This window comes from Nonomuraea sp. NPDC049152 (assembly GCF_040648355.1).
Lineage (GTDB): Bacteria > Actinomycetota > Actinomycetes > Streptosporangiales > Streptosporangiaceae > Nonomuraea.
In genome coordinates, this window is sequence record NZ_JBEZDO010000008.1 from 69260 (window position 1) to 88060 (window position 18801).

The following is an 18801-nucleotide window of genomic DNA, read 5'->3' on the forward strand; positions in this document are numbered from 1 at the left end:
CATGACCTTCGACACCATCACCGAGGACAGGCCGCTGCGCGCCGTCATCGCGGGCGCGGGGTTCATCGGCCGGCAGTGGGCCACCGAGCTGCGCCTCCACCCCGACGTCGAGCTGGTCGGCTGGGCGGACGTCGACACGGACAAGATGCCGGGCCTGTACGGATCCGTCACCGAGATGCTCGACACGCTGCGACCCGACTTCCTGGTCAACGGCACCGTCCCCGGCGCGCACCACGAGGTGACGCTCGCCGCGCTCGACCGGGGCGTCTCGGTGCTCAGCGAGAAGCCGATGGCGGTCACCTTCGAGGAGGGCGCGGCCATGGTCGCGGCGGCGGACAGGGCACGTCGCCTGTTCATGGTCAGCCAGAACCGCCGCTACCTGCCGGGCCTGGTCGCCTACCGCCGCACGGTCGCGGAGCTGGGCGAACTGGCCATCCTCGCCTCCGAGTTCTACATCCCCTACAAGACCGTCAAGTTCCTCGACGACCTGCCGCACCCGCTGATCCAGGACATGGCCATCCACCTGTTCGACGCCGCCCGCGCGATCTCCGGCACCGACCCTCTGTCGGTCTACTGCGAGTCGTTCAGGCCCGCGGCGAGCTGGTACACGGGAGCGTGTTCGGCCACGGCGATCTTCGAGATGACCGGCGGGCTGCGCTACGTCTTCAGCGGCAGCTGGTCGGCTCCGGGCCTGCAGACCTCGTGGACGGGCAGCTGGCGGGCGATCGGGGCCAGGGGCACCGCCGTGTGGGACGGCGACGCCACGATCAGGGCCGAGGGCGTGCTGCCCGTCGAGCTCGAGAAGGACGTCCACGCGGGGTCCGGCCGCTTCCAGGGACTGGCGTGGGCGCTGCGGGAGTTCGTCGACGCGCTGCGCACCGGCAGGCCGCCGCAGGGCGAGGGCAGGGACAACCTCGCCAGCCTCGCCATGGTCACCTCCGCTCTCGAGTCGGCGATCAGAGGGGAGCGGATAACGTCCCATCTCTATGCTGCTGATTGACAAGGTTCGCGAACTGCGCGGCCAGGGCAAGTCGCCCAAGGAGATCGGCGCTGGGCGTGCCGTCGGCAAGCCACCCGCCTTCGGATACGTCATCGTCTGACCCGCCCCTCGATCAGCTTCGACCCGGGCAAGAGCGCTGGGGGCGGGTTCGAGGACGGCGAAACCCACCGGACCCGGGGAAGATGCCGAACCCACACCCCCAACGCCATTACGCTCGGTTGAGGGCGTTATGGGGTCGGAGGGGCTGAGTGATCGAGAACGGAGTGGCGGGCCGTACGGCGACGCCTGGGGCGGGCGCGTCCGGTGAGGCGGTCGGCAGGGTGCTCGGCACCCAGGCCGCATCCCCGCTCTCCTTCTGGATCGGACTCGAACCTGGCAGGGTCGTCCAGCTCGACGACGTCGTGGTCACCCGCAGAGAGGTCCCAGGCTACGGCCAGGTGCTGGTCGCGGGCGTGGTCGCGACCGTCGAGGCCAGGCACGAGGGCGCCGCCTACGACTCCGACGTCTTCCTCATCGCCGACGGCGCGCTGCCCGCCGCCGTCGTGGAGGTGGCCGAGGTGCGGGTCACCAGGGTCGAGCCCGAGGTGTTCGTCCCGCCGCTGCCGGGCGAGGTGGTCTACCGGGCGGGCTCGGGCGACCGCGACCAGGCGCTCTACTTCGACGTGATGGAGCGCCGCATCCCGATGGGGACGGGCCGCGACGGCCAGCCCCTCTACGTGAACTTCGACTTCCTCGACGGCACGCGCGGCGCCCACGTCTCCATCTCGGGCGTCTCCGGCGTGGCGACGAAGACCTCGTTCGCGACCTTCCTGCTTTACTCGATCTTCAATTCGGGGGTTCTCCACAGCGAGGCCGCCAACACCAAGGCGCTGATCTTCTCGGTGAAGGGCGAGGACCTGCTCTTCCTCGACCACCCGAACAGCCGCCTCGACGCCGCCGCGACCAGCGCCTACGAGCGCCTCGGCCTGCCCGCCAAGCCGTTCGCCAGCGTGCACGTCTTCGCCCCTCCGCGCCCGAACGACCCCAACGCCGTCCCGCACGTCGCGGCCCGCACCCACGGCGTCAGCGCCTTCTACTGGACCCTCGCCGAATTCTGCAAGGAGGAGCTGCTGCGCTTCGTCTTCGCCGACGCCGACGACGAGCGGGCGGGCTACTCCCTGCTCGTCGGCCAGGTGGCGGCAAGGCTGGCGGCGTGGGCGGTGCCGGTGGAGGGCGGTGCGGTCAAGCTGCCCGAGGGCGGGGTGTGCCGCACCTTCTCCGACCTGGTCGACCTGCTCAGCGACCAGCTCATGGACGAGGCGAGCAGGGTCACGTGGACGGGCGGCCAGACCCCGCTCGGCACGGTCAACGCGTTCCTGCGCCGCCTGCGCAGCTCGGTCAGGGCGCTGTCGCCGATCATCAGGGGCGACGTGGCGGGCGGCCGCCCCCATTCGATTCGCACGTCCGACGCGCAGGTCTCCATCGTCGACCTGCACAACCTGCCCGAGCGCGCGCAGCGGTTCGTGGTCGGCGTGGTCCTGCGCGGCGAGTTCGCCAGGAAGGAGAGCTCGGGCACGGCCAGGCCGCTGCTGTTCGTCGTGCTCGACGAGCTCAACAAGTACGCGCCGCGCGAGGGCGACTCCCCGATCAAGGAGATCCTGCTCGACGTGGCCGAGCGCGGCCGCTCGCTCGGCGTGATCCTCATCGGCGCCCAGCAGACCGCCTCCGAGGTGGAGCGCCGCATCGTCTCCAACAGCGCCGTGCGCGTGGCAGGCCGCCTCGACCCCGCCGAGGCCAGCAGGTCCGAGTACGGCTGGCTGCCTCCGGCCGTCAGGGACCGGGCCACGATCGCCAAGCCGGGCACCATGTTCGTCGCCCAGCCCGAGATCCCCGTGCCGCTCGCCGTCGCCTTCCCCTTCCCCGCGTGGGCCACCAGGCCGTCGGAGGCGGTGCCGATCAGACAGGCCAGTGAGGACCCGTTCCAAGGATTGGTCGAAGAAGAGGACATCCCGCCGTTCTGATCGGAGCCCGATGAAGATCCTGCACACCGCCGACTGGCATGTCGGCAAGGTACTCAAAGGCCGCTCCCGCATCGACGAGCACCGCGCGGTGCTGAGGGAGCTGGTCGCGACCGCCCGCCAGGAGAACGTGGACGCGGTCATCGTCGCGGGCGACGTCTTCGACACCTCCGCCCCCACTCCCGAGGCGCAGGCGCTGGTCATGCCCGCGCTGATGGCGCTGCGCGAGGACGGGCGCGACGTCGTGGTGCTGGCGGGCAACCACGACAACCCGCAGCTGTTCGAGGTCTACCGGCCGGTGCTGGGCGCGCTCGGCATCCAGGTCGTCGGCGCGTTCCGCCGCCCCGACAAGGGCGGCACGCTGTCCTTCACCGCCAGGACGGGCGAGCCCGTACGGCTGGCCGTCCTGCCGTTCCTTTCCCACCGGTACGTGGTCCGCGCCGCCGAGGTGCTGACGGGCACCGCGGCCGAGCACAACCGCGACTACGCCGCCAGGGTCGGCGAGCTGCTCGGCGCGCTGACCGCCTCCTTCCACGCCGACACCGTCAACATCGTGACCACGCACGGCACGCTGCCCGGCGGGGCGTTCGGCGGCGGGGAGAGGGAGGCGCAGTCGATCTTCTCCTACTACTTCGAGGCGACCGCGTTCCCCTCCTCGACGCAGTACGCCGCGCTCGGCCACCTGCACCGCAGGCAGCAGATCCCGGGCCCCTGCCCGATCTGGTACAGCGGCTCGCCCGTCGCGGTCGACTTCGGCGAGGAGGCCAACACGCCTGGCGCGCTCCTGGTCGACGTCTCGCCCGGACGGCCCGCCGTGGTGCGCGAGGTGATGTTCGAGCAGGCCCGCACGCTGCGCACGGTCACCGGCACCCTCGAACAGCTCGAGGCCATGGACGTCGGCGACGCGTGGCTGAAGGTGATCGTGGAGGAGAAGCCGCGCCCAGGGCTCGCCGACACCGTGAGGGAGCTGCTGCCGGGCGCGCTCGACGTGGCGCTGGACGAGCGGTTCAGGCCGGTGCGGGCCGTACCGAAGGCTTCGAGCGCCTCGCGCAGCCCTCGCGAGCTGTTCCGCGACTACCTCAACAGCAGCGGGCGGCACGACGACCAGGTGGCGGGGCTGTTCGACCGGCTGTACGACGAGGTGACCGGCTGATGCGACCCCTGCTGCTGCACCTGGAGAACTTCGGCAGCTTCCGCGCGCCCGTCACGATCGACTTCTCCGACATCGACTACTTCGCGCTGATCGGCCCGACCGGCGCCGGCAAGAGCACGGTGATCGACGCGATCTGCTTCGCCCTGTACGGCACGGTGCCGCGCTGGGGCAAGGAGAACGTGATCGCGCACGCACTCGCCCCCTCGGCCGCTGCGGGCAAGGTCGCGCTGGTCTTCCAGAGCGCGGGCCGCCGCCACGGCGTGGTCCGCGCGCTCCAGCGCGACAGCAAGGGCACGGTCCGCACCAAGGAGGCCAGGCTCGACGAGCTCGATCCCGCCGTCGAGGGCGATCTGAACCAGGTGATGGAGGCGGTGCTGCGGCCCGTCGCCGAGGGCGACGCCGTCACTCCCGAGGTGCAGCGGGTGACGGGCCTGGAGTACAAGTTCTTCACCCAGTGCGTGGTGCTGCCGCAGGGCCGCTTCGCCGAGTTCCTGCACGCCGCGCCGCGCGAACGGCAGGACCTGCTGGTCCAGCTGCTCGACGCGGACGTCTACGAGCGGATCAGGCAGCGTGCCGTACGCGAGGAGGAGGCGAGCAAGCAGGCCGCCTCGTTCGCCCGCGACCAGCTCGGCAAGCTGGTCGGCGCCGACGCCGCCGCCGAGCAGGCGGCGGGCGAGCTGGTCGCCAGGCTGCGCGCGCTCGCCGAGCGGCTCGACCTCGACCTGCTGCGCGCCCGCGAGGAGGAGATCCGCAGGGCGATGGCCGACCGCGAGGCGGTCGCCGTCCGGGTCAAGGCGCTGCAGTCGTTGCTGATGCCCGCCGAGGTGCCGACGCTCGCCGAGACCGCCAGGCAGGCCGCGGACGCCGTCACGGCCGTCGCCGAGGAGGTGGCGGCGCTGGAGGCCGACGAACACCGCGCCCACGACGAGCTGGCCGCGCTCGGCGATCGACAGACTCTCGCGCAACGCCTGGCCGCTCTCGACGAGCACGAGCGGGTGACCGCGTCCGCCGCCGACGCCAGGACCGCCGCCGCCCGGGCCCGCGACGCGCTGCCCCGCCTGGCCGAGGCCGCGCGGAAGGCCACGGAGGCGCTGGCCGCCGCCGAACGCGAGCGCGACCGGCTCCGCGACGCCCACACCGCCGCAGACCTGGCCGCCCGCCTGTCGGTCGGCGAGCCGTGCCCCACCTGCCTGCGCCCGCTCACCGAGCTGCCGCACCACCCCGCCCTCTCCGACGTTGGCACGGCCGAGCGCGCGCTGTCGGCCGCCAGGGCCGAGGCCGAGAGCGCCAGGACCAGGTTCGGCAAGGCCGAGACCGAGGCCGCCATGCTCGACTCGCAGGTCGCCGCGTTCGCCGCCAGGCTGGCCGAGCTGCCGCCTCCAGGTGAGCGCACGGCCTTGGAGGAGCGCATGGCCGCCGTGCGGAAGGCCGACGAGGTCGTGGCCGAGGCGCGCAGAGCCGTCCGCGAGGGCCGGGCCAGGCTGGAGAAGGCGCAGCGCGCCGCCGAGAGCGCCGGGCGCAGGTCCGAGCAGGCGTGGCGCGAGCTGGAGCTGGCCCGCGACCGCGTCCTCAGCCTCGGCGCGCATCCCGACGGCGGCGCCCCTCCTCCCGTCGATCGGGAGGACCTGCACAGGGCGTGGACCGCCCTGATCGGCTGGCGGGACGAGGCGGGCCGAGCGGCCCGCGCCGTGCTGACCGAGCGGGAGGCGGAGCTGGCCAGGGTCGAGGCCGGCCGTACCCAGGAACGGGCCAGGCTCGTCAGACTGCTGGCCGACCACGAGATCACCGTGGCCGCGCAGGCCGCGCCCGACCAGATCGGCGCGGCCGTCGCCACCGCCGTCGCCCGCGCCGAAGGCAGGCTCGAACGGGTCAGGGAGGACCGCGAGCGCGCCAGGGGCCTCGAGGCGCTCGCCGTGGAGAAGGAGCAGGAAGCCAGGGTCGCGCACGAGCTGACCCTGCTGCTGCGCGCCAACGCCTTCGAGCGGTGGCTGTGCGCGGAGGCGCTCGAACTCCTGGTCGCCACCGCCTCCGACACGCTGCGCGAGCTGTCCGACGGGCAGTACGAGCTGACGCTCGGCGGCAAGGGCGACATCGAGGTCATCGACCACGGCGAGGCGGGCATGCGCCGCAGCGCCCGCACGCTCTCGGGCGGCGAGACCTTCCAGGCCGCCCTCGCCCTGGCCCTCGCCCTGTCGGGCACCGTCGCGCGCAGCCTCGACTCGATCTTCCTCGACGAGGGCTTCGGCACGCTCGACCCCGCCACCCTCGACACGGTCGCCGCCACCCTCGAACGCCTCGCGGCGGGGCGGGACCGCATGGTCGGCGTCGTCACGCACGTACCCGCGCTGGCCGACAGGGTGCCGGTGCGGTTCGAGATCGGCCGCGACGCCAAGGGCTCGCACCTACGGAGAGTGGGGCCATGACGGCGTCCGTGACCGAGTTCACCGTCGATCCGTGGGATCCGGGCTACGCGGCGGCGCTGTCCGTCGAGGCGCTGGCCGAGCTGGGCCCGACCAGCGCCGAGCTGGTCCTCGACGTCGAGAGCGACGCGGCCGACTGGAAGCCGGTCGACCCGCCGCCCGGCACGGTCGCGCCCGGGGCGCTGCTGATCGCCGACGGGGTCCGCAGGATCGACGCGCGCGTGTGGGTGCACGACCCGTCCGCGCCGATGCCGATCCCGGGCATCGCGGCCTCCTACGCGGCCGGAATCGTCGAATGCGGTCCTGCCGGGGCGACGCTCGCCGCCGTGGAGGTGGGCAGGTCGCTGTTCAGCGCCTCGCCGTACACGCCGGAGGTCAAGACCCCGCACGCCACCTACCGCGCGGAGCGGGCCTCGGGCCCGAGCATGGACGAGCTGTCGCTGGCGCTGCAGCGCCAGGTCACGCAGCTGGAGGTGGACCTGGCGGTCAAGTACCGCTCGCGCAGCGACGACCTGCTGCTCGTCGACGGGCCCCTGCGCGGGCGCACCCACCTGCCACGCACCGTCGGCTACATCAAGACCCACCACACCGCCTACCTGCCGGGGCCGCAGAGCTCGGTCGTCTCGGCGCTCGCCCCGGGCCAGCGCACCCCCGTCTTCCTCATGGGCACCAGCTGGCGGCGGCACGCCTGGTACGTGCGCCTGCCGGTCCGCTCGTCGGCCCCGTGGGCGGGCATCGCCAGGTGCGAGGCGGGCGCGGACCTGTCGCGCGACGAGGTCGTACGGCTCGCCGACACGCTGACGCTCGTGCTGCCCTCGCTTGCCGGAGTCGACTACAAGGATCCACGCGCGCCGCAGAACCTCGTGCCCATCGGCGGACTGGAGAAGCTGCTGCGACACCGGCTCGGCGACTCCAGGCTCCTCTACCGCGCCCTGCGCACCGCCGCCCATTCTTGACCATCTTACTTTCTCGTGTTTCGGTGGTGATCGACACGAGAAAGGGGAGTCATGGGAAACAGCAACTCTGATGGTGTGACCCTGCTCAAACCAGGTGCTTCGGTCCTGGAAGATGAATTCTCGCTCACGCTCGCGGAAATGGTGCTGCTGGACGAGTCGTTCACGGTCCGCTGACCGTGGAGTCGCGCGCCCGGAGAGAGCGCGAGGTGAGCCTCGCCGATTCGCTCGGCATCATCGAGTCCTTATTCCGGGACTCGGGATTATCGGTGGAATTCGTGTCCTCCGGCACCTCGGAGTTTCCCGTCCACCGCTGCTCGGTCGTCACTCCCTCGGGCGAACTCGTGGCTGAGTCGCTCGGCAAGGGGCGTGGCGAACAGAGCAGGGCGAGCGCTCTCTTCGAGGCGTGGCAGCATCTCCAGCACGAGCGCGGCCAGGCGGCTCTGCCGTCCGACACCTCACGCGTGCGGGTGCTGCCGGTGGCCGCCGTCCTGGCCCAGCGGGGGATCGAGGGCGACGAGATGCTCGCCAGGCTCGGGCGCGACTTCCCCTCCGCCTCGCCTGCGTGCCTGCTGCTCGAACCGCTGGCGGAAGGCGGCGAGCCGCTGTGGTACCCCGCCTTCGCCAGGTCCCCGGCCTGTAGGGATCACCCGATTCCCGGCGACGACCTGCGAGGATACGAGCCCTACCTGCGCTACGCCTACGACAGCGGCACCGCGACGGGCGTGACGGAGAACGAGGCCGTGCTCCACGGCCTGCTGGAGGTCGTCGAGAGGGACGCGCTCTCGCACGCCCTGCTCGACTGGTACCTCGGCGACGCGCCGGTCGCCGTCGTGCCTCACGAGGCGGCACTCGTCCTCGACATCACCTCTGACCTGGGCATTCCCGCCTACTGCGCGCTGCCGTTCGAGGCCGGCGAATACCCGGGGGTGCTGGGTTCCGGCGCGTCGCTCGATCCCGTCTACGCGGTCGAGCGGGCGTTCACCGAGCTCGGGCAGTCGCGGTTCAACATGTCGCTCGGCGTGGACCGCACGCTGGAGCGCAGGCTGGAGTCGCTGCGGCAGTGGCCGCTGCTCGACAGGTGCGCGCGCGTGGACCCGGCGCCCCTGCTGGAGCGGCTGACGCACACCGAACTCAGGGACGGCGCTTCGGGGGAGGCCGACGTCGAGGGCCAGATCGGGATCATCCTCGACGCCATGGCCGCCGCCGGCCTGTCGGCCCATCTTTTCCGATGGAATCCCGACGGCCCCGGCTGCCCCGTCGTGACGGTCGTCGTCCCGGGAATGGACACCTTCTCCATGGTGCACAACGCGATTCCCGTGCTGCCCACGGGCCGTGCCATGCGCCGGTTGATTTGATGCGCGCCGTATTCGGCCGCCGGGATTTCCGGATGGTGTTCTTCGGCATGGCCGCGAGTTTGCTCGGAGACGCTTCTCTGCTGCTCATTCCGTCGATTCTGGCGAAGAAGATGACGGGCTCCGACGGGGCCGCGGGGCTGGCGTTGTTCTTCTTCACCGCGCCGATGTGTTTCGCGCCGCTTCTCGGAATGGTGATAGACCGGGTCGACCGGCGGCGATTTCTCGTGGTCGCCTGCCTCGTCTCCGCCGTCGCGCTGCTGCCACTGGCCCTGGTGACCGGAGTGCGGACCTACTGGCTGGTCTATCCGGTCTCCGCCGCGATGGGCTGCTCCTACACGGTGATCTTCAGCGCGCTGAGCGGCCTGCTCAAGGTCATGCTGCCCGACGAGCTCCTCGCCCAGGCCAACAACGCCCTCCAGACCACCCGCCACGGCGCCAGGCTGCTCGGCCCGCTGCTCGGCGTCACCGTCTACACGGGCGCGGGACTGTGGGCCGCCGTCGCCTTCGACATGTTCACCTTCGCTCTCGCCGCCCTCGCCTTCGCCCTGCTGCCTTCCCAGGCTCCCGTCCCCCGCCGTCCTCTCGGCCGGTGGCGTCAGGAGTTCACCGCGGGACTGCGGCACATCAGGGACGAGCGCTCGATCCGGCCGGCCGTCACCGCGTTCGTGCTGATGTTCCTCGCCGCAGGGCTGACCGAGTCGCTCATCTTCGCCGTCATCGAGGGCCTTGGCCGCCCGCCGGAGTTCACCGCCGTCACCTCCACCGCGATGGGCGTCGGCGCCATCGCGGGCGGCTTCGTCGTGGCCCGCCTGGTGGACAGGCTCGGGGAGTTGCGCATGGTCGGCGCCGGCATCGCCCTGTACGGCGTGGCCGTCGGGATGTGGCTCGTGCCCGCCGAGACCGCGATGGTCGGCTCGATGGCGCTGGCGGGGGTCAGCCTCACCCTCGCCGGTGTCGCCGTCCGCACCTTGCTGCAACGCCGCAGCCCCGACGAGCTGGTGGGCCGCGTCTCCACCGCCTTCGACGCGTTGAGCGGGGGGAGCCAACTGCTGTCCGTCGCGGTCGGCGTCGTCCTGGTGACCCTGATCGACCACCGCCTGCTGCTCGTCCTGGTGTTCGCCTGCGTCGTCCTGTCCGGCCTCCACGCCGTCCGCGCCTCCACCCGGCTGTCCGTCGGCTGATCCCGTTCGTGCTCGAATAGCGCGTTATGGATGACATGCGGTTGCGGGAGCTGGCCGGACGTCTTGCCGGGGTGTCGGGAGTGGTGGGGGTGGTGCTCGGGGGCAGCAGGGCTCGCGGGACGCACAGGCCCGACTCCGACATCGACCTCGGCCTGTACTACAGAGGTTCGCTGGATGTGGAGGCGCTGCGGGCGCTCGCCTTCGAGGTGAGCGGGGAGCGCGTGGAGGTGACGGCGCCGGGCGGGTGGGGCCCGTGGGTCGACGGCGGCGGCTGGCTGACGGTCGAGGGGTGGCGGGTCGACTGGATCTACCGCGACCTGGACAGGGTGCACGCCGTGTGGGCCGACTGTCGTCGGGGGCACTACGAGGTCGGTGTCCAGGCGGGGCATCCGCTCGGGTTCTACTCCCACGCCTACGCCGGTGAGATCGCGATGTGCAAGAGCGTTACGGGGTGGAGGGTGACGACCCCGCGTACACGGCGGGGTGTCTGTTCAGAGCGGTGGGAGTCGCCTGCCATGCGCTGCACGGCAGGGCGGGGCGGTGGCTGATCAACGAGAAGGGCATGGTCGCCTCGGCGGCACGGCTGGAGACCGCTCCTGATGGGTTCGCGGAGCGGGTGGCCGCGGTGTTCGCGGAGCGGGTGGCCGCGGTGTTCGCGGAGGGCTCGGTCGAGGAGGCCGCCGAGCTGATCGGGGAGGCGCGGGCATTGACAGGATAACCCTCTTTTCCTACTTTTTATGTAGGCAATGCGGAGAAGAGGAGTCTGTCGTGACCGCTTCCACCGATACACCGGCCTACGCGAGCCCCGTCGACCTGGACGCCTACGGGCCGTACGGGCCTGGCCGAGCGCACACCTCAGCCGGATGGAACCGCCCGATCTATCCCTTCCAGGGGCGGATCGGGTCGCGTGAGCATCCGGTGGAGGCGGGGCGCTACCACCTCTACGTCTCGTGGGTGTGCCCCTACGCCCACCGCGCCGTGATCGTCCGCAGGCTCAAGGGCCTGGAGGAGGTGATCTCGCTGTCCTACGTCGACGACCGGCGCGACGGGCGCGGCTGGGCGTTCAGGGAGCGACGAGGCCCGGACCCGGTCAACGGCTTCACCTTCCTGGAGCAGGCCTACGAGGCCACGGAGAAGGGCTATCTCGGGCACATCTCCGTCCCCGTGCTCTGGGACAGGGTCCTCGGCAGGATCGTCAGCAACCACTATCCGGACATCACCATCGACCTGGCCACCCAGTGGCGGTCGGGCCTCGACCTCTACCACGCCGACCTGCGGCCCGAGATCGACGCGATCAACTCGGGCCTGGACCGCGATCCCGCCCAGGAGACGCTGGAGCGGCTCGACAGGCGGCTCGGCGATCGCCGGTACCTCTTCGGCGAGGTGATCACCGAATCGGACGTGCGGCTGTGGGTCCACCTGGTCAGGCTCGCGGACCTGTCCGCGTACCCGAACCTGGCGGCCTATGCCCGCGACCTCCACCAGCACCCGGCCTTCGCCGGTACCTTCGAGGGCGGCCGGTGAGCGGGAAGCAGGTCCACCTCGCCGCCCACTTCCCCGGCGTCAACAACACCACCGTCTGGACCGACCCCCGCTCCCGCAGTCAGATCGACTTCGCCTCCTTCCAGCACCTCGCCCGTACGGCGGAGCGCGGCAGGTTCGACTTCTTCTTCCTCGCCGAAGGACTGCGCCTGCGCGAGCACAAGGGCCGCGTCCACGACCTCGACGTCGTCGGCCGCCCGGAGTCGCTCACGGTGCTGAGCGCGCTGGCCGCCGTCACCGACAGGCTCGGACTGGCAGGCACCGTCAACGCCACCTTCAACGAGCCGTACGAGCTGGCCAGGCGGCTGTCCACACTCGACCACCTGAGCGACGGACGGGCGGCGTGGAACGTGGTGACCACCTCCGACGCCTTCACGGGAGAGAACTTCAGGCGCGGCGGCTACCTCGACCACGCCGACCGCTACACCAGGGCCGCCGAGTTCGTCAGGCTCGCCCGCACCCTGTGGGACTCGTGGGCCGCCGGCGAGGCTCCCCGTGGACACGCCGTCAGGCCCGGCGCCATCGGCACCGTTCGTCACCGGGGGCGGCACTTCACCGTGGAAGGACGGTTCACGCTGCCGCGCGGCCCGCAGGGGCATCCGGTCGTCATCCAGGCGGGCGACTCCGACAGCGGCAGGGAGTTCGCCGCCGAGACGGCCGACGTCATCTTCAGCAGGCACGGGTCGCTGACCGACGGGAAGGCCTTCTACGCCGACGTGAAGCGCAGGCTCCAGCGGTACGGGCGGGAGCCGTACGAGCTGAAGATCATGCCGGCGGCCACGTTCGCGCTCGGCGACACCGACGAGGAGGCGGCCGAGAGGGCCGCCGAGATCCGCCGGCAGCAGGTGGGCCCGCGGACCGCGATCGCCTTCGTGGAGCAGGTGTGGGGCAGGGACCTGTCGGACCACGACCCCGACGGGCCGCTTCCCGACCTGGAGCTGGGCGAGGGGGTCACGCAGGGGCGGGTGCCCATCGGCGACAGGGCGGCGGTGGCGGCCAAGTGGCGGGCGCTGGCCGAGGAAAAGCACCTGTCGATCCGTGAGCTGGTCATCGAGGTGACGGGCAGGCAGACGTTCGTCGGCACGCCGGAGAGCGTGGCCAGGCAGATCGACCATCACGTGCAGCAGGACGCGGCCGACGGGTTCGTCCTGGTGCCGCACCTGACGCCCGGCGGGCTCGACGAGTTCGTCGACAGGGTGGTGCCGCTGCTGCAGGAGCGGGGCGTGTTCCGCACCGAATACACCGGCAGGACGCTGCGCGACCACCTCGGCATCGGAGGTCCTCGATGATCCATCTGGCAGCCGCGCTCGACGGCGCGGGCTGGCATCCCGCCGCGTGGCGAGAGCCCACCGCCAGGCCGAACGCGCTGCTGTCCGCCAGGTACTGGGCGGGGCTCGTCGCCGAGGCCGAGCGAGGGCTGCTCGACTTCGTGACGATCGAGGACGCGTTCAGTCTTCAGTCCACGCGGCTCGACGGGCCCGACGAGCGGACCGACCAGGTGCGGGGACGGCTCGACGCCGTGCTGCTCGCGGCCAGGCTCGCGCCGCTGACCAGCAGGATCGGGCTCGTGCCCACGGCGACGACCACGCACACCGAGCCGTTCCACGTGGCCATCGGAATCGCCACGCTCGACCACGTGAGCGGCGGCAGGGCGGGCTGGCGGGCACAGATCTCGGCCCGCGCCACCGAGGCCCGTCACTTCGGGCGCAGGGAGCTGCCCTCGCTCGGCGAGGGCCTGCTGCGCGACTTCGCCGCCCTGGAAGGCGACGACAGGGTCAGGGCCCTGCGTGAGGAGACCGTCAGGGAGCTGTTCGAGGAGGCGGGCGACGCCGTCGAGGTGGCCAGACGGCTGTGGGACAGCTGGGAGGACGACGCCGAGATCCGCGACATGGCCACGGGGCGGTTCATCGATCGCGACAAGCTCCACTACATCGACTTCGAGGGGCGCTTCTTCGCGGTGAAGGGGCCCTCGATCACGCCCCGACCGCCGCAGGGCCAGCCGGTGGTGACGGCGCTGGCCCACTCGGCCATCCCTTACGCGTTCGCCGCCGAGCACGCCGACGTCGTCTACGTGACCCCGCACTCGCGGCAGGACGCGGCCCGCCTCGTCGTCGAGCTGCCCGCCAGGGTGAAGGTCTTCGCCGATCTGGTGGTCTTCCTCGGCCGTGACGCGGCCGAGCGCAAGGAGCGGCTCGACGAGCTCGACGGGGCCGATCTGGTCTCCGACGCCAAGATCTTCACCGGCACCCCCGACGAGCTGGCCGACCTGCTGCTGTATTGGCACGAGGCGGGCATCCAGGGGTTCAGGCTGCGGCCGGGGGCGGTGCCGTACGACCTGAAGGCGATCACGCGGGGACTGACCTCCGCGCTGCGGAGAAGGGGCGCGTTCAGGGACGAGTACGAGGCGGACACGCTGCGGGGGCTGCTCGGCCTTCCCCGTCCCGCCAGCCGCTACGGGAAGGCCTCATGAAATTTCTGGCTATCACGTTGATTGTCCACAATGACGAGCGATCGACCACCGAACGCTTCAGGGAGGTCGTCGACAACGCGGTGCTCGCAGAGGAGCTTGGCTTCGACGGGTTCGGCGTGGGGGAGCGGCACGAGCGGCCGTTCATCTCCTCGTCCCCGCCGGTGGTGCTCAGCCACATCGCCGCCCGCACCTCGCGCATCAGGCTGTTCACCGCCGTCACCACGCTCAGCCTGCTCGACCCCGTCCGCGCCTACGAGGACTACGCCACCCTCGACCACCTGTCGGGCGGCAGGCTCGAACTGATCATCGGCAAGGGCAACGGGGCCGCCCAGGCGCAGCTCTTCCACGTCACGCCCGACGACCAGTGGGAGCGCAACCGCGAGGGCTACGAGCTGTTCCGCAGGCTCTGGCGCGAGGACAAGGTCACGTGGGAGGGGAGGTTCCGCCCCTCGCTGACCGACGCGGAGACCTGGCCGCGCCCGCTCCAGCGGCCGATCAGGGTCTGGCACGGCAGCGCCACCAGCAAGGAGTCGGTCGACCTCGCCGCCTTCTACGGTGACCCGCTCTTCTCCGCGAACGTCACCAACCCCATCGAACCCTACGCCGAGCTGATCGCGTACTACCGCGAGCGCTGGGCCGCCTACGGCCACGACCCCGCCGACGCCCTCGTCGGAGCCGGTACGGCGGGCTACTACGCGGCCCGCACCTCCCAGGAGGCGATCGAGACCTACCGGCCGATCTTCGAGGCGAGGATCGCGCTGTTCAGGAAGGTCGGCGTGGACCCCGTCTTCCACACGCTCGAAGACGCCGTCGAACGCAGCTCCATCCTCGTCGGCAGCCCGCAGCAGATCGTCGACAAGGTCCTGCGCTATCACGAGCGCTTCGGCCACGAGGTCATGCACCTGCACGCCGACGCCGACGGGCTCACCTCCGCGCAGCACCGCGCCGCGCTGGAGCTGTTCCAGTCGGAGATCGCGCCCGTGCTGCGCAAGGAGATTCCCAGCCGCCCGTTTCCGGAGGTGACCGTATGACGTCGCTGTCCATCCTCGATCTCGCGCCCATCTCCTCCGGCGGTACGGCGGGGCAGGCGCTGCGCAACACCATCGACCTGGCGGTGCGGGCCGAGCAGTACGGCTACCGCAGGTACTGGCTGGCCGAGCACCACTTCGCGGCGGGAGTGGCCGGCTCGTCGCCCGCCGTGCTGATCGCGCTGGTGGCGGCGGCGACGTCGCGGATCAGGGTGGGGTCGGGGGCCGTACAGCTCGGGCACCAGACGCCGCTGTCGGTGGTGGAGCAGTTCGGCCTGATCGACGCGCTGTACCCGGGACGGATCGACCTGGGAATCGGCCGGTCAGGCCAGCGCAGGGCGGAGCTCGCCACCTCGGGGGCACCCGTCACCCCCGCGAGGGTGGTCGACGGGTTGCTGATTCCGGAGCCGTTCGACTGGTCGGTGCTGGCCAAGCATCCTCAACTCGCCCTCCAAGCCGCCCTCCTGCAGCAGCCGGGCGCCACCACGCCCGACTTCGCCGAGCAGATCGACGAGGTACGGGCGTTCCTTCGCGGGACACACAGGGCGCGGGCCGTACCAGGGACGGGGGCCGAGGTGGAGCTGTGGATCCTCGGCAGCAGCGGCGGTCAGAGCGCGCGGGTGGCGGGCGAGCGCGGCCTGCCGTTCGCCGCGAACTACCACGTGAGCCCCAGCTCGGTGCTGGAGGCGGTCGAGGGCTACAGGAAGGCGTTCCAGCCGTCCGAGGTGCTCGCCGAGCCCTACGTGATCGTGTCGGCGGACGCCGTCGTGGCGGAGGACGCGGCGACGGCGGGGGAGCTGGCCAAGCCGTACGGGCTGTGGGTGCGCAGCATCAGGACGGGCCAGGGCGCGATCCCCTTCCCGAGCCCGGAGGAGGCGGACGCGCACGTCTGGACGGACAGCGACAGGGCGCTGGTCCGGGACAGGATCGACACCCAGTTCGTCGGCGATCCCGACACGGTGGCCGAGCGGCTGAGGACCCTGCAGCGGGTGACCGCCGCCGACGAGCTGCTGGTCACGACCATCACCCACGCGCACGCCGACCGGGTGCGCTCATACGAACTGCTGGCGAAGGCGTGGGCCGATCAGCCCTGACCGACGGATATCTACGGTATAAATCCCTTCTCTACCAGTCTGAAATTAGGGAGGACGGCTGTGGCCCCCAGTCGCCTGGAATACATGACCTTCTTCGGCGTGCAAGCCAAGCTCTTCGTCCTGATCTCGCTGGCCCTCCAGTGGCCCGAAGGGGACCCCGACGGGTCACGGGAGGCGGCGCGCCTGTGGCGGAGCATCGCCAAGCGGGTCGACGACAGCCTGCGCGAAACGGACGGCGTGGCCGAGGCGGTGTGGAAGGGCAACAAGGGCGAGGGGGTCAGCGCGTTCGAGGACTACTGGAAGGGCCGGGTGCGTCCCTATCCTCCGCAGGTCTCGGCCTACGCGCGCGGGCTGGGCAAGGTGTGCGACGACTACGCCGTTGTGGTCGAGGACACCCAGAAGAAGGTCATCCGGCTGGCGATCGTCAGTTTCCTCGAGATGCTGATGTTCATGGCCTGGCCGCAGATCGGCGCGTTCACCAACATGGTGGCGCGGAGGGCGATGCGGAAGGCGCAGGGCGCGCTGCTGCTCAGGATCGCCGAGTACATCGCGGGCAGTCTCTTCTACACCCTCGCGGACGAGGCGATCGTGGTCGGCTCGAAGCTCGCCTTCGGCGAGGATCTCGGTTCTCTGGAGGACAACCTCACCTACATGGGCAAGAACTTCGCCGCGGCCATGGTCTTCTACGGCGTGGACCCCGCCAACGCCCCGCGGGTGGCGAAGATTCTGCCGAAGAATCCGGACCTCAATCAGTTCGTCGTGTTCCTGGCCGGATCCAGCGTCTTCACGACGACGGGGAACGTGCTGAACCGTCCAGGTGACTTCCTCGATGACCCGCTCAGCCTGCTGCCCACCTGGGACCAGATGATCAGCAAGATCCTGGTCGGGGGTGGGCAGCTGGGCGGCAAGAGCGGGACCCCGAAGGCTGAGAACCCCTAGAGGGAATCCAGGAAGCGGTTGGCCTCATCGATGTAGGGCGTCATCGTCTCGCTGACGGCCTCCGCCATCTTGGCGGAGGCGTCGTTCACGGCGGCGGCCACCGCTTCGAGCACCGCCTCGGCCAGTTCGGCCGAGCCCAGCTTCATCGCGCGAGGATCGATGGTCAGGCCGGAGAGCGCGCCGCCGGGGAGGACCTCCAGGCGGATCAGCCCCTGGGCCGCCTCGCCGTGGCCGCGGACTTCGGCCATGCGCTGCCTGGCCTCCTGGATGGGGCGCAGCTCGTCCTCGAAGGCGGCCATCAGCCTGCGGATCTCCGGGTCCATGGTGGGCTCGGTCAAGAGAACTCCGTTCACTTCTTGAGGGTGGGCGGGGCGGGAACCTCGGGGAGCGACTTGATGGAGGCCCAGTCGGCCGCCTCGATCCCGGTCGGTATCCGGCGCAGGCGCTTGGCGATCTCCGGATAGGCGTCGCGCAGCGCCGCGATGTATCCCAGGGCCTCGGCGGCGTACTTGTCGTAGTCGCGCCTGAACTTCCTGCCCCTGTCGTCGTCGCCCGCGAAGTCGCCGATGAAGGTGATGTTGCGGTGAAGGGCGTCCACATCGTCCTTGAGATCCACCTGCTCGAGCTCGAGCGCTCTGGCCGGGGGTTCGAAGGACGATTTCGTGATGTCGGTGTCCGGTGGCACGCGGGTCCTTTCGTGATCGCCGTTCAGGCGGCGTGCGGCGTGTAGGAGGACGCGTCGCCCGACAGCAGCGTGCTGGGCCGGCCGTCGACGCCGACGGGCACGTCCCCCGCGATCGTGACCCTGTGCAGGCGGCGGCGCTGGCCGCCGAAGTCGTGCACCACCCTGTGCTGGGTCGCCCTGTTGTCCCAGACGGCCACGTCGCCCGGCGACCAGCGCCATCGCACGGTGTTCTCCACCTGCGTAACCCGGTCCTGGATGAGCGCGATCACCGAGGCGGAGACGTCCCTCGGCAGTCCCACCAGGTGCTTGGCGAAGTCGCCGAGCAGGATCGAGCGCTCGCCCGTCTCCGGGTGCACGCGGACGACGGGGTGCTCGGTCTCGTAGACGGTGGAGGAGAAGACCTCGGCGTACTTCCTGGCCTTCGACGGGTCGTCGGAGGTGGCGATGCGCACGTAGTCGTGGGCGTTGGAGTGGACGGCCCGCAGCCCGTTCAGCAGCGTCCTGAGGTCGGACGGCAGGTTCTCGTACGCGGTGACCGTGTTGGCCCACAGGGTGTCTCCGCCGGCGGCGGGCACGTCGATGGCGCGCAGGACCGAGGCGAGCGGCGGCCGGTCGATGAAGGTGACGTCGGTGTGCCAGCGGTCGACCTTGTGGCCGTTGCTGTAGTCGAGGTCGAGGATGTTGCCGTGCCCGTTGAGCGAGGGCACGGTCGGGTGGGCGGTGGTCAGCGGGCCGAGCAGGGCGGCGAAGGCGACCTGGGCCGCCTCGTCGAGGTGGTGCTGGCCACGGAAGAAGATCACCTTGTGGGCCAGCAGGGCGAGCCTGAGCTCGGCGACGAGGCCGGCGGGCAGCTCGCCGCCGAGCCGGACGCCGGAGATCTCGGCGCCGATGCTTCCTGACACGCGGGTGATGACCGGTGCGGGCATGTCGTTGATCCTCCCGTTGACAGCAATTCCTGTATTACCTACTTTTTTAATAGGT

General features: G+C 71.0%; 18 protein-coding genes. 15 read left to right on the top strand and 3 right to left on the bottom strand.

Annotated features, from left to right (window positions below):
• The first annotated feature begins 1 nt into the window (after position 1).
• The 15 genes from AB0B45_RS16850 (at position 2) to AB0B45_RS16920 (ending at position 17135) form a co-directional block, all read left to right on the top strand.
• Positions 2-1000 carry a Gfo/Idh/MocA family oxidoreductase gene (locus AB0B45_RS16850; RefSeq protein WP_358131261.1) on the top strand — a complete coding sequence of 333 codons (999 nt, stop codon included), beginning with the start codon at positions 2-4 and terminating at the stop codon, positions 998-1000.
• A gap of 248 nt (positions 1001-1248) precedes the next feature.
• Positions 1249-3000 carry an ATP-binding protein gene (locus AB0B45_RS16855; RefSeq protein WP_358131264.1) on the top strand — a complete coding sequence of 584 codons (1752 nt, stop codon included), beginning with the start codon at positions 1249-1251 and terminating at the stop codon, positions 2998-3000.
• A 10-nt stretch (positions 3001-3010) separates the two neighbouring features.
• A complete protein-coding gene (locus AB0B45_RS16860; RefSeq protein ID WP_358131267.1) occupies positions 3011-4150 on the top strand; it encodes an exonuclease SbcCD subunit D in 1140 nt (379 codons plus the stop codon).
• Positions 4150-6573: an SMC family ATPase gene (locus tag AB0B45_RS16865; RefSeq protein ID WP_358131270.1), complete on the top strand. Its 2424-nt coding sequence runs from the start codon at positions 4150-4152 to the stop codon at positions 6571-6573. Before AB0B45_RS16860 ends, AB0B45_RS16865 begins: the two co-directional genes overlap by 1 nt.
• Positions 6570-7526, top strand: coding sequence for a hypothetical protein (locus AB0B45_RS16870; RefSeq protein WP_358131273.1), 957 nt, complete (start codon positions 6570-6572; stop codon positions 7524-7526). The genes AB0B45_RS16865 and AB0B45_RS16870 overlap by 4 nt, the downstream gene beginning before the upstream one ends.
• Before the next feature lie 266 nt (positions 7527-7792).
• Positions 7793-8881 carry a YcaO-like family protein gene (locus AB0B45_RS16875; RefSeq protein WP_358131276.1) on the top strand — a complete coding sequence of 363 codons (1089 nt, stop codon included), beginning with the start codon at positions 7793-7795 and terminating at the stop codon, positions 8879-8881.
• Between the two features lie 47 nt (positions 8882-8928).
• On the top strand, positions 8929-10062 hold the full coding sequence (locus AB0B45_RS16880) for an MFS transporter (protein ID WP_358131279.1): 1134 nt from the start codon (positions 8929-8931) through the stop codon (positions 10060-10062).
• Between the two features lie 26 nt (positions 10063-10088).
• A complete protein-coding gene (locus AB0B45_RS16885; RefSeq protein WP_358131282.1) occupies positions 10089-10610 on the top strand; it encodes a nucleotidyltransferase domain-containing protein in 522 nt (173 codons plus the stop codon).
• Entirely contained in the window at positions 10562-10780 is a 219-nt protein-coding gene (locus AB0B45_RS16890; protein WP_358131285.1) for a hypothetical protein, read from the top strand. The genes AB0B45_RS16885 and AB0B45_RS16890 overlap by 49 nt, the downstream gene beginning before the upstream one ends.
• Positions 10781-10830: 50 nt before the next feature.
• Entirely contained in the window at positions 10831-11586 is a 756-nt protein-coding gene (locus AB0B45_RS16895; RefSeq protein WP_358131288.1) for a glutathione S-transferase C-terminal domain-containing protein, read from the top strand.
• The gene (locus AB0B45_RS16900) at positions 11583-12893 is read left to right on the top strand and encodes an NtaA/DmoA family FMN-dependent monooxygenase (RefSeq protein WP_358131291.1); all 1311 of its coding nucleotides are present in this window, start codon (positions 11583-11585) and stop codon (positions 12891-12893) included. Before AB0B45_RS16895 ends, AB0B45_RS16900 begins: the two co-directional genes overlap by 4 nt.
• Positions 12890-14074 (top strand): LLM class flavin-dependent oxidoreductase, encoded by a 1185-nt coding sequence (locus AB0B45_RS16905; protein WP_358131294.1) that lies wholly within the window; start codon positions 12890-12892, stop codon positions 14072-14074. Before AB0B45_RS16900 ends, AB0B45_RS16905 begins: the two co-directional genes overlap by 4 nt.
• Positions 14071-15105 carry an LLM class flavin-dependent oxidoreductase gene (locus tag AB0B45_RS16910; protein ID WP_358131297.1) on the top strand — a complete coding sequence of 345 codons (1035 nt, stop codon included), beginning with the start codon at positions 14071-14073 and terminating at the stop codon, positions 15103-15105. The genes AB0B45_RS16905 and AB0B45_RS16910 overlap by 4 nt, the downstream gene beginning before the upstream one ends.
• Positions 15102-16196: an MsnO8 family LLM class oxidoreductase gene (locus AB0B45_RS16915; protein WP_358131301.1), complete on the top strand. Its 1095-nt coding sequence runs from the start codon at positions 15102-15104 to the stop codon at positions 16194-16196. Before AB0B45_RS16910 ends, AB0B45_RS16915 begins: the two co-directional genes overlap by 4 nt.
• A 60-nt stretch (positions 16197-16256) precedes the next feature.
• Complete coding sequence (locus AB0B45_RS16920) at positions 16257-17135, top strand: hypothetical protein (protein ID WP_358131304.1); 879 nt, start codon at positions 16257-16259, stop codon at positions 17133-17135.
• On the opposite strand, the gene AB0B45_RS16925 is transcribed toward AB0B45_RS16920, so the two are convergent.
• Genes AB0B45_RS16925 through AB0B45_RS16935 form a run of 3 tightly spaced genes read right to left on the bottom strand, consistent with a single transcriptional unit; the run spans position 17132 to position 18746 of the window.
• Positions 17132-17473: a YbaB/EbfC family nucleoid-associated protein gene (locus AB0B45_RS16925; protein ID WP_358131306.1), complete on the bottom strand. Its 342-nt coding sequence runs from the start codon at positions 17471-17473 to the stop codon at positions 17132-17134. The two genes, AB0B45_RS16920 and AB0B45_RS16925, sit on opposite strands and share 4 nt — an antisense overlap.
• An 11-nt stretch (positions 17474-17484) precedes the next feature.
• Positions 17485-17820 carry a hypothetical protein gene (locus AB0B45_RS16930; protein WP_358131309.1) on the bottom strand — a complete coding sequence of 112 codons (336 nt, stop codon included), beginning with the start codon at positions 17818-17820 and terminating at the stop codon, positions 17485-17487.
• A gap of 23 nt (positions 17821-17843) precedes the next feature.
• Positions 17844-18746, bottom strand: coding sequence for a TauD/TfdA family dioxygenase (locus AB0B45_RS16935; RefSeq protein ID WP_358131312.1), 903 nt, complete (start codon positions 18744-18746; stop codon positions 17844-17846).
• Between the last annotated feature and the right edge of the window lie 55 nt (positions 18747-18801).